The sequence below is a fragment of the Stenotrophomonas chelatiphaga genome, from assembly GCF_032054965.1.
Taxonomy (GTDB): domain Bacteria; phylum Pseudomonadota; class Gammaproteobacteria; order Xanthomonadales; family Xanthomonadaceae; genus Stenotrophomonas; species Stenotrophomonas chelatiphaga.
Genome location: NZ_DAMBRS010000005.1, coordinates 114,422 through 127,616, shown reverse-complemented (window position 1 = coordinate 127,616; position 13,195 = coordinate 114,422). Strand labels below are relative to the sequence as shown.

Below are 13,195 nucleotides of genomic sequence, written 5' to 3'. Positions count from 1 at the left end.
CCATGCCCGCGCTGCAGAGCCTCCGTCAAGCGACACCCGAAACGTGGTTCGACAGCGAACCGGCGCAGCTGCTGTATCAGCTGGAGCAGCAGTTGCTGCTGCCACAGCTGGCCGGACTGCCCGCGCAGCCGTGGTTGTGGATCAGCCCCAGCCCGCGCTGGCTGCAGGGCGCGGCGCTGGGCGGGCGTGGCCTGCGGCTGTACCGCGACGGCACCGGGTATGCCGGTGAAGCGCGCTGCGCGCTGCCGTTGCCGCTGCCCAATGAAAGCGTCCACGCCATCGTGCTGCAGCACGTGACGGCCGCCGATGCGGCGCTGCTGCTGGCCGAGTGTGATCGCGTGCTGATGCCCAGCGGCAAGCTGTTCCTGAGCAGCCTCAACCCGTTCAGCCCCTACCGCACCCAGTGGCGGCGGCATGGCATGGTGGTGCGCACCCCGCAGCGCCTGCGCCAGCTGCTGGAGCAGGTCGGCCTGGAATGCGGGCCCACTCGTTACATCGGCCCGCTGTGGCCGTCCGGCGCTGGCGGCGGCACAATGGCGCCGCTGCGCGCGGCGTGTCTGTTCAGCGCCGAAAAGCGCACGTTTGCCTTGCCGGGGCCCACGCCCCTGAAGGTACGCTGGCAGGGGCCGATCGCCACCCCCGGCATGACCCGTTCGATCCTGGAAACGCATGAAAACCATTGAAGTACACACCGACGGCTCCTGCCTCGGTAACCCTGGCCCGGGCGGCTGGGCGGCCCTGCTGCGCTACAAGGCGCACGAACGCGAACTGAGCGGCGGCGAGCCCAACACCACTAACAACCGGATGGAGCTGATGGCCGCCATCTCCGGCCTGGAAGCGCTGAGCGAACCCTGCCAGATCGTGCTCTTCACCGATTCGCAGTACGTGCGCCAGGGCCTGACCGAATGGCTGCCCGGCTGGATCCGCAAGAACTGGAAGACCGCCGGCGGTTCGCCGGTGAAGAACCGCGAACTGTGGGAGCGCCTGCACGCGGCGACCCTGCGCCACCAGATCGACTGGCGCTGGGTGAAGGGCCACTCCGGCGACCCGGACAACGAACGCGTGGACGTGCTGGCGCGTGAAGCGGCCACCCGGGTGCGCGACACCGGCATGGCGGTAAACTGAGCCCATGCGTCAGATCATCCTGGATACCGAAACCACTGGCCTGGCCTGGCAGAAGGGCAACCGCGTCGTTGAAATCGGTTGCGTGGAGCTGTTCAAGCGCCGCCCCAGTGGCAACCATTACCACCAATATCTCAAGCCGGACGTCGACTTCGAACCGGGCGCGCAGGAAGTCACCGGGCTGACCCTGGATTTCCTGGCCGACAAGCCGGACTTCGCGCAGGTGGCCGAAGCCTTCCTGGCCTTCATCGACGGCGCCGAGCTGATCATCCACAACGCGGCCTTCGACCTGGGCTTCCTGGACAACGAACTGTCCAAGCTGGGGCCGCAGTTCGGCAAGATCACCGACCGCTGCACGGTGGTGGATACGCTGGCGCTGGCGCGCGAGCGGTTCCCCGGCCAGCGCAATTCGCTGGATGCGCTGTGCAAGCGGCTGGGCGTGGACAATTCGCACCGCCAGCTGCACGGCGCGCTGCTCGATGCGCAGATCCTCGGCGATGTGTACATCGCGCTGACCTCCGGCCAGGACGACCTCGGTTTCGACCTGGGCGAAGAGGGCAGTGCGGCGGCGCTGGCGCTGGCAGGGTTCGACCCGGCCAAGCTGCTGCCGCGCCCGCGCGTGCAGGCCACCGCATCGGAACTGGAAGCCCACGCCGCGCGCCTGGAGCGCCTGCGCAAGAAGGCCGGCCACGCGCTGTGGGATGGCCCGAAGCAGGAAGAGGCCGCCGTCGCCTGACGCCCGGCGTCGGCACTGCCTGTCGCTGACCGCTGCCTCAGTGGCAGCGCACCAGCACCACGGTGATGTTGTCCGAACCGCCGCCATCCAGTGCGGCGGCCACCAGCGAATCCACGCATTCCTGCGCACTGGTGTCATCGAAGGCCAGCGTGCGGGAAATCCCGCTGTCGTCCAGCTCTTCGGTGAGCCCGTCGCTGCACAGCAGCAGCTGCATGCCCGGGCGCAGCTCGCCGGCGGTGGTGGCCACGTTCAGATGCGCCGGATCGGTCACCCCCAGTGCCTGGGTGACCACGTTGCGATGCGGGTGCGCGCGCGCCTGTTCCGGGGTCAGGTTGCCCTGGGCCAGCATCTCCTGCACCACGCTGTGGTCCTGGCTGAGCTGGGCCAGCTGGCCGTCGCGCCACAGGTAGGCCCGGCTGTCGCCGACCCACGCCACTTCGTAGCGGTTGCCCTGCACGCGGGCGGCCACCACGGTGGTGCCCATCGGCAGGGTGTCGTTGCGGCGGCGCGAGGCACGGATGATCTCCTCGTCCGCGGTGCGGATGGCTTGGGCCAGTGGCGCGCCGCGGCGGATCTCGCGCACGATGGTTTCGCGTGCCAGCGCACTGGCCACCTCGCCACAGGCGTGTCCGCCCATGCCATCGGCGACCAGCCACAGTGCCAGCTCACCGTCCCCGTAGTAGGTGTCTTCGTTCAGCGCGCGGCGCAGGCCGGGGTGGGTCAGGTGTCCGAATTCGATCATGGGGGAGCGCGCAGGAAAGGGGGATGCAGCAGGGAGAACGCCATCATCGCGGTGGGGCGGACATCCGACAAGCCGCGAAGTCAGCGCAGTTTCACTTTCTTGCTGGTGATGGCTTGTGAATATCCGCGCATCCTCGTATCATGCGCGTCCCCGGTACGCCGGGGGAACCGGAGAGGTGGCAGAGCGGTTGAATGTACCTGACTCGAAATCAGGCAGGCGTTTATAGCGCCTCGGGGGTTCGAATCCCCCCCTCTCCGCCAGACAATAAGAAAAGGGCCACCCAACGGGTGGCCCTTTTCTTTTTTGCCTGGCCGAGCGGGGCAGGAGAGAGACCCCCGCGGGGTTCGACGGTTCTGCAGGAGCAGAACCGGACAGCCGCAGGCTGGCCCACCATCCCCCGCGCGCTATCATGTCCCTCTGCTTCCAGAGAGTGCTCCCATGACCGCTGAAATCCTCGTCCCCGTCGCCTTCGGCGAACTGCTCGACAAGATCTCCATCCTGCAGATCAAGTCCGAGCGCATCAGTGACGAGGCCAAGCTGGCCAACGTGCGCACCGAGCTCTCCGCGCTGGAAAAGACCTGGATGGCCCACCCGGCCGGCGGCAAGGACGTGGCCCAGCTGCGTGCCGAGCTGAAGGCCGTCAACGAAGAACTGTGGGACATCGAAGACAACATCCGCCTGCAGGACAAGGCCGGTGACTTCGGTGATGCCTTCGTCGCGCTGGCGCGCAGCGTCTACCTGCGCAACGACGAACGCGCGCGCATCAAGAAGGCGATCAACCTGGCGCTGGGTTCGGCGTATGTGGAAGAGAAGTCATACAAGGACTACCGCGCTGGCTGACAGCCCGGGTAGTGACGGCCGCTGGCCGTCATGCTTCAAGATTGACGGGTAGTGACGGCCGCTGGCCGTCATGCTTCCAGGGTGACGGCCAGCGGCCGTCACTACCGGGCCGTCACTGCCGGTCGGCGGCGTAGCGTTCGAACGCAGCGATCCCGTCCTCCACGGTGATCAGTTCCATCACGTCGTCGAACTCGATCTTGGTGCCCCACTTCAGCGCGCTGGCCGGTTTGCCCAGGTACTTGCGCGCCGCATCGTCATAGCGGTCCACGCAGTAGCGGCGGTCCGAATACGGCCCACTGCGGTGCGGGTTACTGGCCGCATGCAGGCCCAGTACCTTGGTGCCCATCGCGTTGGCGATGTGCATCGGCCCGGAATCCGGGGTCATCACCAGCGCCGCGCGGGCCAGCAGGGCCGGCAACTGCTTCAGCGTGTCCTTGCCGACCAGGTCCAGCGCCGGCTGCACCAGCTGGGCCTGGATGGCATCGGCGGTGCGCCGTTCCAGTTCGCTCCGGCCGCCGCACAGCACCACCCGCCACCCGCGCGCGCTGGCGTGGTTGGCCACCGCGGCGTAGCGCTCGGCATACCAGTTGCGGCGCTCATGGCTGGAACACGGGGAGATCATCAGCACCGGCCGCCCATCGTCCTGCCACTGCGCCTGCGCCCAGGCATGCGCCTGGTCCGGTACCGCCAGGTCCCAGCTGACCTCGGTCTGGGTCAGGCCCAGCGGCTCGCAGAAGCTGCCGATGGCATCCAGCACATGGATGCCGGGGCGGTCCGGGATGCGTTCGTTGATGAACAGCCCATGCAGATCCTTGGAGCGGCTGCGGTCATAACCGATCCGGCGACGGGCGGGTATGAAGGCCGACAACACGTTGGCCCGGAACGCCACCTGCATCTGCAGCAGGGCATCGAAGCGCTCGGCCGGAAGCTCCGCGCGCAGGGCCTTCATGCCTGCCAGTCCTGTCTTCTTGTCGTAGGCGTGGAAGGTCACTCCGGGCAGCCCGTCCAGCAGTTTCAAGCCGACCTTGTCGATCACCCAGTGGATCGGGAAGCCCGGCCGCGCGGCCTGCAAAGTGCGTACCAGCGGCACGACATGGGTCACGTCGCCCAGCGCGGACAAACGCAAAAGGCACAGGGAAGGGGACGGTGATGCCATGGTGTTGTTAGACTCGAAGGAATGGTCGCATTCGACGCCAATGAAGCGCTGACGCCTTGCCGTGATGGTCGCGGGATGGGTGCCATTCTGTTCGACCGCGAACGGCTGCGGCAAGCCGACGCCAGTCTGTTCTCGCCCCAGCACTGGGGAGAGCGGGCGCGGCCGGTGGGTGAGGGCGGCCGCGGCAGTGCCTGGTTCATCGACGCGCCGTTCGGCCCCAGCGTGCTGCGGCACTACCTGCGCGGTGGCCTGGTGGCCAAGCTGAGCCGCGACAGGTACCTGTGGCGCGGCTCGCAGCACACCCGCAGCTTCGCCGAATTCCGGCTGATGCGTGCCCTGCGCGAACTCAAGCTGCCGGTGCCACGGCCCATCGCTGCGTATTACATGCGCGAAGGCCTGCGTTACCGCTGCGCGATCCTGATGGAGCGCATCGAAGACGTCCGTTCGCTGGCCGACCGTGCCCTGGTCGCCGGCCGCGGCGCGCCGTGGGAAGAAACCGGACGCCTGATTGCGCGCTTCCATCGCGCCGGGCTGGACCACGCCGACCTCAACGCGCACAACATCCTGTTCGATGGCAACGGGCATGGTTGGCTGATCGACTTCGATCGGGGCGTGCAGCGCATCCCGGCCACCGCCTGGCGCGAGCGCAATCTCAAGCGCCTGCTTCGTTCACTGCTGAAACTGCGCGGCGAGCGCAGCACCGATGACGTGGAAAAAGATTTCGCCCGCCTGCGCCGTGCCTACGACCTGGCGTGGAACCGGGGAACCTGATGGATTGGTCGCTGCGTTTCCTCGGCGTCGGCAATGCGTCGGCGGTGGAGCTGGGTTCGCCGATGTCGGTGATCGAACGCGATGGCCGGCCGTGGCTGACCATCGACTGCGGCGGCGAAGGACTGACCGCGTTCCAGGCGCACTACGGCCACATGCCGCAGGCGCTGTTCGTCACCCATGTGCACCTGGACCACGTCGCAGGCTTCGAGCGCCTGTTCGTGGATACCTTCTTCAGTGCGCAGCGCCGCGGCAAGGTGCGGCTGTATGTGCCGGCGCCGGTAGTGCCGCTGCTGCACAGGCGCATCGGCGATTACCCGAACGTGCTGGCCGAGGGCGGCGCCAACTTCTGGGATGCCTTCCAGCTGATCGTGGTCGGTGATGCGTTCTGGCACGAGGGGGTGCGGCTAGAGGTATTCCCCGCGCGCCATCACTGGCCGGAGACGGCCTATGGGCTGCGCCTGAAGGGCGCGCTGACCTGGAGCGGGGATACCCGCCCGATCCCGGAAATGCTCGCGCGCTTTGCCGATGACAACGAACTGATCGCCCATGACTGCGGCCTGCACGGCAACCCGTCGCACACCGGCGTGGATGACCTGGAGCGCGAATACAGCGCGGCACTGCAGGCGCGGATGATGCTCTACCACTACGCCAGCGAGGCCGACGGCGATGCACTGCGCGCGCGTGGCCACCGCGTTGCGATGCCGGGCGAATGCGTGCCGCTGGCAGCGCCGACGGCGATGCAGGCGCCCTGACGCGCGCTACGAACAGGCAGCGCCGAGCCGTGCTCGGCGGCGGGATTTTTCCGGGATCGCAGGAACTGACGCTGGCCGCGCTTCGCGCTCGCCGGGCATGGCTATGCCGGTCTTCCTGACCGGCACCCTTCGGGCCGTCGCAAGCGACGTTGGCAGCGGCTCCTGCCGCAGCCTTCGGCGCTGGAAGGGTGGGGCTGAAAAGGTGGCGACCCCGCCGGCTGACCTCGGCGCCCGCGTCGATCGATACCGTTGCTGCCTTCCGGCCCTGGCGGGATTTTCGATCTAGCGTCGCGAGGGGCCGACGGGGCCACCATAGAGACGTGGTCACCTTGCTGGCGACCTGTCACGGCCATGGGGCGCAGCGCGAAGCGCCTGGAACCCGGTCCGGACTGCACATCGCTGGGCGATGGCAGGCGCGCATTCTAGCGCATGCGCGCCTGCGTTAGCCAGCACGCACTCAGCGATGTTCCCCTGCACCACGACAATGGATTGGCTGACTTCCGGCGCTGCGCCCCATGCCTACGCTGAACACGGTGCTCGCGCCTGTGTTCGATACGATACGTATCGTATGGGATGGTGTATGGTGGGATTCAACGAAGCCAAGCAACAGGTGATCCGAGACCTGCAGGCGGGCAACTTCTTGCACGAAGTCCGCCGCGACATCAGCAGCAAGAATCTGCTGCTGACCGGGCGTATCGGAGCCTCGGAACTAGCCGCAATTCTCAAGCGTGCGCGGGGGCAGGATCACCGCAGTTCGCCCCACCACAGGGATGCTGGCATCCGGGTGCACGAGATCCTCACCGGTGGCTGGTACGTGAAGTTCTACTTCCTTTTCGATACGACGTTCATCAGCGTTCACCGACAAGAGTCCACACGGCCATGAAGCTCTACCGCGAAGGGGATCACAGGGAGGCCCTATGTCATCAGGACGGTCGGGTCACCGCGACCTTTGAATACCGTGACGTGCCGTTCTCTGATGGGCGCGCGATCGCGCGCGACATTCTGGTGGGGCGGTGCGACACCTGCGGTGATGTGATCCTTGTCCCGGCCCAGTCAACGCCGGCGGTGGCCAATGCGCGTTCGGCGCAGCAGTGCTCGTTCGAGGTCAACGTGCCATCAGTGTTCGTTGAAATGCTGGATGCCGCTGCCGCCCGCATCACGCCCCTGGCGACGCCTGACTTCCGCAAACGGTTGTTCTTCTTCTACGTAAACCGCTACGCGCACGGCCAGGAGACATCAGCCGGGCTCGCGACGCTGGCCAAACGATCGGCAGAACTGGAGGCGGGCGGACCGGCCAAGCGGTTGTCGATGAAGTTGAGTGCCTTCGCCAATGAGCGCATCGAGACGGTCCTGCAGCGCTCCTCGTTGACCAGGACCGAACTGATCAAATGCGTCGCATTGAAGGTGGGCGACGATATCGTCGCGCCGGAGCGACCACGGCACATAGGTCAGCTGACCGTGCTTGCCGACATCCTGTATGCCTGAACTGCATGAATCCGTTGTAACCACGGAAGGCCCCACGTGGGGCGGTGATCCTGCTGTTGCTAGAATCCACCCCGGAGGAACGGCCTCCCCCATACCGGGTTGAAATGTCCAGGACGGCCTGGCCCCTGCAAAGGAGGCCGCCATGGCCTGGATCTACCTTCTGTTCGCCGGCCTGCTGGAAATTGTCTGGGCCGTTTCGATGAAACAGTCCGAGGGCTTCAGCAAGCTCACCCCCACGCTCATCACGCTGGTCGGCATGATTGCCAGCTTCTGGCTGCTGGCCGTGGCCATGCGCAGCCTGCCGCTTGGCACGGCGTATACCATCTGGACCGGCATCGGCGCGGTCGGTGCATTCGTGGCGGGCATCGTGTTCCTGGGCGAGCAGGTCAGTGCGATGCGCATCGGCGCGGCCGTGCTGATCGTGTGTGGACTGGTGCTGATGAAGCTGTCCAGCAGTTGATGCGCGACAAGGTGATGGCGGGGCGTCACGCGCTCCGCTTCACCACCGCAAGCAGGGTCTGCAGCAGTTCGTCGCAGGCCTGCGCCTTGCTGATATCGGCATCGGCTGCGGCCTGCGACAACGTATCGGCAGCGCCGAGCACCGCCCACATGCCGGCAGCCGTAACCCCTCCCGGGCCTGCGAAGGGAGCAAGAATGCGCTGGCATTTTTCGATGAACGCCTGCTGGTAGCGGCGCCTCACCGCCTGCAGTTCCGGTGAGCCGCCCAGCGCGGCGACGACCGCGGAGATCTCCTGTCCCTGGGTCAGCACGCACTCGACGTAGCTGGTGGCAACCACGCGCGCTTTTTCCGGCAGGGTGGCGCGCGCCGCATCGACGGCGGCATCGAACACCACCGTCTGCCTCGCGTCGTAATCTTCGTACAGCGCGGCCAGCAGGCCATTGCGGGTGCCGAAGTGATCGTAGGCGACCGGCTTGGTGACACCCGCCGCCTCGGCCAGCCGCGCCAAGGTCAGTTGGTCGGTGCCTTCTTCGCTGATCAGCGCCCACGCCACGTCAAGCAGTTGGCGTGTGCGTTGTTCGCGCGGCAGGCGACGGCGCGCACTCGGCGTGGTGGCGGCAGGGTGCTTTGACAACGACTCAGTCCTCGGGGGTGGCGATGCGGCGTCCAATCGCAAAAGCGGTGTCCAGGTGCGCGGCCGGGAAGCCGGGATCCGATGCGAGCAGGCGCGTAGAACCGGCAACCGTCGCACCACAGTAGTCGAAAATGCCGTGGTCGATCTGGGTCGTCATGGCCTTGGCGTAACCGTGGCGTTCGATCATCCCTGCGTCGGCGCCGCCATTGGCGACCAGGTGTACCCGCAGGCGCTGCAGTTTCTTCAACACCTTTCCGTCGGGGCTCTCGTCGTAGGCCCAGCCGTTGGTGAAAACACGGTCGATCCAACCTTTCAGCAGCGCGGGGAACGACCACCAGTAAAGGGGGTATACCAGCACCAGCGTATCGGCGCGGTCTAGCCGCTCATGTTCCCTGGCCACGTCATCGGGGGCGGCGGCGCGCTTTTCGAAATGGGCGATGTCGGCCGTGTTGAACACCGGGTCGAAGCGTTCCGCGGACAGGTCTGCGATCTCGACGCTGGCGCTGGGATCGGCGTGCATGATGCCCTCTGCCACCCGCTTGGCAATGGCGTGGGTGAGAGCGTCAGGATTGGCGTGGGGAACCACGATGAGCGTGTGCATGGATAGCCTTCAGTTGGTTACTTTAAGTAACTTACTATAAGTAGTTATCAATGCCGCGACAGCCCTTCTGGTGGAACGCTGCCACCTCATCCGGTCCCGGTTTTGCGCGCAATAGGCCGGTAGCCCTGCCATTCCGGGCGCGGCGGCTTGCCGGATCCGTTGGGCCGCAGATGCACGTGCAGCTCGCCGAATGCGCCGAGGGCCAGGCAGTTGTCGACCTCGCGCAGATCATCCTTGTGCAGTTGCCGCGCGCCCTGCAGCAGGCTGCGCCGTGCCTTCGCCTTGGCGCCTGCGGCATCGGCTGCCACGAACAGCCCGAACGCATGCAACTCGGCCAGGCTGTCCTCGCGATAGCCGCCCATATTGACGAAGAACAGCGTGAGTCCGGACGGGTCGGGCCCGGGCGCGAGATGCACGTCGAAGCCGTCGGCCCAGTCGATGACGCTGTAGCCGTCCAGGTGCAGGCTGCCGGGGTCGCCGAACCAGGCTTCGCGCAGGGCAGGGTAGGCGTCCTGCACGCGCCGCACGGCAGCGAATTGCACGTCGTGCAGTTCGATGTTGGCGCGGCCTGCGGTGCCGCCGACGTAGAACTGGTAGAGCCTTGGGCTGGACGGCGGGTTAGAGGGCATGCGGTACACGGAGGGGGAACGGCTGGCCAGCGTAGCAAGGCCGGTATGGCAGGGCACAACGCGTTGTTCGCAGGATGCCAATGCACGCGCAGGTAGTGTCGGGTGATCACCCATTACGCGAGGACTGCCGATGCTGTTTTCACCCGATACCGCCCTGCAGCGCCGTGCGCCGACCCACCTGCTGCACATCGTCGGGTCGGCAGCGGCGCTGTGCCTGATGACCGCATGCACGGCACAGGCGCCGGCGCCTGCGGCTCCCGTTGCAGCGGACCCTGCACCCGTGGCGGCCGATGGCGGGCATCCAGCCGACACAGCGGCCCCGGCGCCGGAGCGCCCGATGGACGAGGTGCCGCGCGAGGAGGCGACCGCGTCGGGCGAGCGTTCCTACCGCTTCGCCAACGGCTGCGTGGTGGTGGTCGAAGCCAAGCGAGCGGTGGTCAAGCAGGAGGGGCCGCAATGCCAGTCGCACCATCGGGACATCGCGCTGTTGTACGCGTCGGGGGATTGAGGGCCGCGGGATTGCTGGGTGCATCCCTGCACCCAGCCTCTACGCTGCGCTTCGGGGCCAGCCTGCGGCTGTCCGGATCTGCTCCTGCAGATCCGTCGAACCACGGGGGTTCTCATCTGCCGCCCTCCCCACCAGGCAAATAAAAAGGGCCGCCCGATGGGCAGCCCTTTTCATTTGTCTGGCGGAGAGAGGGGATTGCTGGGTGCATCCCTGCACCCAGCCCCTACGCTGCGCTTCGGGGCCAGCCTGCGGCTGTCCGGATCTGCTCCTGCAGATCCGTCGAACCACGGGGGTTCTCATCTGCCGCCCTCCCCACCAGGCAAATAAAAAGGGCCGCCCGATGGGCAGCCCTTTTCATTTGTCTGGCGGAGAGAGGGGATTGCTGGGTGCATCCCTGCACCCAGCCCCTACGCTGCGCTTCGGGGCCAGCCTTCGGCTGTCCGGATCTGCTCCTGCAGATCCGTCGAACCCCGTGGCTTCTCATCTGCCGCTCTCCCCGCCAGGCAAATAAAAAGGGCCGCCCATCGGGCAGCCCTTTTTATTTGTCTGGCGGAGAGAGGGGGATTCGAACCCCCGAAGCGCGGTTTAGACGCTTACACACTTTCCAGGCGTGCTCCTTCAACCGCTCGGACACCTCTCCGGATTCCCCCGCGGAACGACAATGCCGTTGCAGGGGCCGCAGATTCTAGCTGGCTGCGCGGCAGGACACAAGGCCCTGCAGTTGCCGACGTAGGGGGCTGGACAGGCGTGGCACAATGGTCGTCCTGATGAAGACGGTGGCCTGATGTCCTATCTCGTCCTTGCCCGCAAGTGGCGTCCAAAGCGTTTTGCCGAGCTGGTGGGCCAGGAACACGTGGTCCGCGCGCTTACCAATGCGCTGGACAGCGGTCGCGTGCATCACGCTTTCCTGTTTACCGGTACCCGCGGGGTGGGCAAGACCACCATCGCGCGTATTTTCGCCAAATCGCTGAACTGCGAACAGGGCACCAGTGCTGATCCCTGCGGTCAGTGTCCGGCCTGCCTGGACATCGATTCCGGCCGCTACATCGACCTGCTGGAAATCGATGCGGCGTCCAACACCGGCGTGGACGATGTCCGCGAAGTGATCGAAAACGCGCAGTACATGCCCTCGCGCGGCAAGTACAAGGTCTACCTGATCGACGAAGTGCACATGCTGTCCAAGGCGGCGTTCAATGCGCTGCTGAAGACGCTGGAAGAGCCGCCGGAGCACGTCAAATTCCTGCTCGCCACCACCGATCCACAAAAACTGCCGGTGACCGTGCTCAGCCGCTGCCTGCAGTTCAACCTGAAGCGTCTGGACGAAGACCAGATCCAGGGGCAGATGACCCGGATCCTGGCGGCGGAAGAAATCGAAGCCGACGACAGTGCCATCGTGCAGCTGTCCAAGGCCGCCGATGGCAGCCTGCGCGACGGGCTGTCCTTGCTCGACCAGGCCATCGCCTACGCCGGCGGTGCGCTGCGCGAGGACGTGGTGCGCACCATGCTGGGCACGGTGGATCGTACCCAGGTGGCGGCCATGCTCGACGCGCTGGCCGAAGGCGATGGCCAGCGCCTGCTGAAGGTGGTGGCCGCGCTGGCGGAGTTCTCGCCGGACTGGAGCGGCGTGCTGGAAGCGCTGGCCGATGCCCTGCACCGGATCCAGGTGCAGCAGCTGGTGCCGGGCGCCATTGCCGCCGATGGCCTGGACCTGGGCGGCTTTGCGGCGCGGGTGCGTCCGGAAGTGGTGCAGCTCTGGTACCAGATGGCCCTCAACGGCCGCCGCGACCTGCCGCTGGCGCCGAGCCCGCGCGCCGGTTTTGAAATGGCCGTGCTGCGCATGCTGGCGTTCCGTCCGGCCGCCGCCGTGCCGCCGGTACCGCGTGCGCCGGAGGGGGGCGAAGGCGTGCAGTCGGGGAGCTCGACAGGATCGGCCAGCGGCTCGGCGGGTTCGACCGGCATCGCCGCCGCAGGGGCTGCCGCACCGGCGCCTGTTGCCGAAGCCAGCGTGCAGGCCGCAGCGCCCAAGCCCGGTCCGCTGCCGGACACCACGCCGGTGGAAGATCCCGAGCCGGCGCCGCCGGCACCGGTGAAAGATCCACCGCCGGCGTCCAACGAGCCGGATCTGCCGCCGTGGGAGATCGAGGCGGCCGATGACAGCGACCAGCGCGACGACGCACTGGCGGCCGAACTGGCCGGTCCGGATGCGGCCATGCTGGCGCCGTGGCAGCCGCCTGCCGAACCGGTACCGCGCGCTGCACCCGCCGTTGCGGTGGTGGCACCGCCGAAGCCGTTCCGCGCCGAAGGCATCGATATCGCGCCCACCGCCAAGGGGGCCGAAGCAGCTGCCCCGGGTGGTGCGTCGGTGGCGCTGGCCTGCGCCGAAGACTGGCTGGAACTGGTCGCAGCCAGCGGCCTGAGCGGGCCGTCGCGCCAGCTTGCGGCCAACGCGGCGTTCATCAGTTTCCAGCACGGGGTCTTGAAACTGGGGCTGTCGCCCGGATTTGAGTACCTGAGTTCCGAACGCGCGCTGGGCGCGCTGTCGGAAATGCTGGGCAAGGCGCTGGGTTCGCCGCCGAAGATCGTGGTCGATGCCACGCAGGCGCCGGCCGAGACCCTGCACCAGCGATCGGACCGTCAGCGTGGTGAACGCCAGCAGGCGGCCGAGGCGTTTTTCATGGCCGATCCGGAAGTGCAGGTGCTGATCCAACAGCACGGCGCGCGGCTCGTGTCCGATTCCATCCGTCCCTTTGAAGAGTAAA

At 66.8% G+C, this 13,195-nt stretch carries 16 protein-coding genes, 2 tRNA genes and 1 other RNA gene; 12 read left to right on the top strand and 7 right to left on the bottom strand.

The features are described from left to right. Positions 1–2: 2 nt before the first annotated feature. The 3 genes from RTX79_RS09085 to dnaQ are packed head-to-tail and all read left to right on the top strand — an operon-like array spanning position 3 to position 1,858. Positions 3–683, top strand: a complete 681-nt coding sequence (locus tag RTX79_RS09085) for a hypothetical protein (RefSeq protein WP_312683299.1) — start codon at positions 3–5, stop codon at positions 681–683. Continuing rightward, positions 670–1,125 (top strand): ribonuclease HI, encoded by a 456-nt coding sequence (gene rnhA, locus RTX79_RS09080; protein ID WP_057506972.1) that lies wholly within the window; start codon positions 670–672, stop codon positions 1,123–1,125. The genes RTX79_RS09085 and rnhA overlap by 14 nt, the downstream gene beginning before the upstream one ends. Positions 1,126–1,129: 4 nt before the next feature. Beyond that, the gene (gene dnaQ, locus RTX79_RS09075) at positions 1,130–1,858 is read left to right on the top strand and encodes a DNA polymerase III subunit epsilon (RefSeq protein WP_057506971.1); all 729 of its coding nucleotides are present in this window, start codon (positions 1,130–1,132) and stop codon (positions 1,856–1,858) included. A gap of 37 nt (positions 1,859–1,895) precedes the next feature. On the opposite strand, the gene RTX79_RS09070 is transcribed toward dnaQ, so the two are convergent. Beyond that, positions 1,896–2,600 carry a PP2C family protein-serine/threonine phosphatase gene (locus RTX79_RS09070; protein ID WP_309687693.1) on the bottom strand — a complete coding sequence of 235 codons (705 nt, stop codon included), beginning with the start codon at positions 2,598–2,600 and terminating at the stop codon, positions 1,896–1,898. A 169-nt stretch (positions 2,601–2,769) separates the two neighbouring features. Here RTX79_RS09070 and RTX79_RS09065 point away from each other — a divergent pair. After that, positions 2,770–2,860 (top strand) — tRNA-Ser (locus RTX79_RS09065). A 178-nt stretch (positions 2,861–3,038) separates the two neighbouring features. Beyond that, the gene (locus RTX79_RS09060) at positions 3,039–3,440 is read left to right on the top strand and encodes a DUF6165 family protein (RefSeq protein WP_057506969.1); all 402 of its coding nucleotides are present in this window, start codon (positions 3,039–3,041) and stop codon (positions 3,438–3,440) included. Positions 3,441–3,552: 112 nt separating this feature from the next. Here RTX79_RS09060 and RTX79_RS09055 read toward each other — a convergent pair whose 3' ends face one another. Then, complete coding sequence (locus tag RTX79_RS09055) at positions 3,553–4,596, bottom strand: glycosyltransferase family 9 protein (RefSeq protein ID WP_312683293.1); 1,044 nt, start codon at positions 4,594–4,596, stop codon at positions 3,553–3,555. Positions 4,597–4,617: 21 nt separating this feature from the next. Here RTX79_RS09055 and RTX79_RS09050 point away from each other — a divergent pair, with 21 nt between their 5' ends. Next, complete coding sequence (locus RTX79_RS09050) at positions 4,618–5,367, top strand: 3-deoxy-D-manno-octulosonic acid kinase (RefSeq protein WP_123700539.1); 750 nt, start codon at positions 4,618–4,620, stop codon at positions 5,365–5,367. Beyond that, a complete protein-coding gene (locus RTX79_RS09045) occupies positions 5,367–6,119 on the top strand; it encodes an MBL fold metallo-hydrolase (protein WP_312683291.1) in 753 nt (250 codons plus the stop codon). The genes RTX79_RS09050 and RTX79_RS09045 overlap by 1 nt, the downstream gene beginning before the upstream one ends. Positions 6,120–6,327: 208 nt before the next feature. Here RTX79_RS09045 and ffs read toward each other — a convergent pair. Continuing rightward, positions 6,328–6,424: signal recognition particle sRNA small type (ffs, locus tag RTX79_RS09040), an RNA gene on the bottom strand. 275 nt (positions 6,425–6,699) lie between these two features. Between ffs and RTX79_RS09035 the strand changes: the two genes are divergently transcribed. From RTX79_RS09035 to RTX79_RS09025, 3 genes are all read left to right on the top strand, one after another. Continuing rightward, a complete protein-coding gene (locus tag RTX79_RS09035) occupies positions 6,700–7,002 on the top strand; it encodes a hypothetical protein (RefSeq protein WP_312683290.1) in 303 nt (100 codons plus the stop codon). Next, on the top strand, positions 6,999–7,604 hold the full coding sequence (locus RTX79_RS09030; protein ID WP_312683288.1) for a hypothetical protein: 606 nt from the start codon (positions 6,999–7,001) through the stop codon (positions 7,602–7,604). Before RTX79_RS09035 ends, RTX79_RS09030 begins: the two co-directional genes overlap by 4 nt. Positions 7,605–7,746: 142 nt before the next feature. Continuing rightward, positions 7,747–8,064, top strand: a complete 318-nt coding sequence (locus RTX79_RS09025; RefSeq protein ID WP_312683286.1) for a DMT family transporter — start codon at positions 7,747–7,749, stop codon at positions 8,062–8,064. Between the two features lie 25 nt (positions 8,065–8,089). On the opposite strand, the gene RTX79_RS09020 is transcribed toward RTX79_RS09025, so the two are convergent. The 3 genes from RTX79_RS09020 to RTX79_RS09010 all read right to left on the bottom strand — a co-directional run bounded on the left by RTX79_RS09020 (position 8,090) and on the right by RTX79_RS09010 (position 9,928). Continuing rightward, positions 8,090–8,698, bottom strand: coding sequence for a TetR/AcrR family transcriptional regulator (locus tag RTX79_RS09020; RefSeq protein ID WP_312683284.1), 609 nt, complete (start codon positions 8,696–8,698; stop codon positions 8,090–8,092). A 4-nt stretch (positions 8,699–8,702) separates the two neighbouring features. Further along, entirely contained in the window at positions 8,703–9,299 is a 597-nt protein-coding gene (locus RTX79_RS09015) for an NAD(P)H-dependent oxidoreductase (protein ID WP_312683282.1), read from the bottom strand. 86 nt (positions 9,300–9,385) lie between these two features. Beyond that, complete coding sequence (locus tag RTX79_RS09010) at positions 9,386–9,928, bottom strand: DUF1543 domain-containing protein (protein ID WP_312683420.1); 543 nt, start codon at positions 9,926–9,928, stop codon at positions 9,386–9,388. Between the two features lie 130 nt (positions 9,929–10,058). Here RTX79_RS09010 and RTX79_RS09005 point away from each other — a divergent pair, with 130 nt between their 5' ends. Then, complete coding sequence (locus tag RTX79_RS09005; RefSeq protein ID WP_309687673.1) at positions 10,059–10,436, top strand: hypothetical protein; 378 nt, start codon at positions 10,059–10,061, stop codon at positions 10,434–10,436. 547 nt (positions 10,437–10,983) lie between these two features. On the opposite strand, the gene RTX79_RS09000 is transcribed toward RTX79_RS09005, so the two are convergent. Next, positions 10,984–11,076 (bottom strand) — tRNA-Ser (locus RTX79_RS09000). Between the two features lie 144 nt (positions 11,077–11,220). Between RTX79_RS09000 and dnaX the strand changes: the two genes are divergently transcribed. Further along, on the top strand, positions 11,221–13,194 hold the full coding sequence (gene dnaX, locus RTX79_RS08995; RefSeq protein WP_312683278.1) for a DNA polymerase III subunit gamma/tau: 1,974 nt from the start codon (positions 11,221–11,223) through the stop codon (positions 13,192–13,194). Position 13,195: the final 1 nt, after the last annotated feature.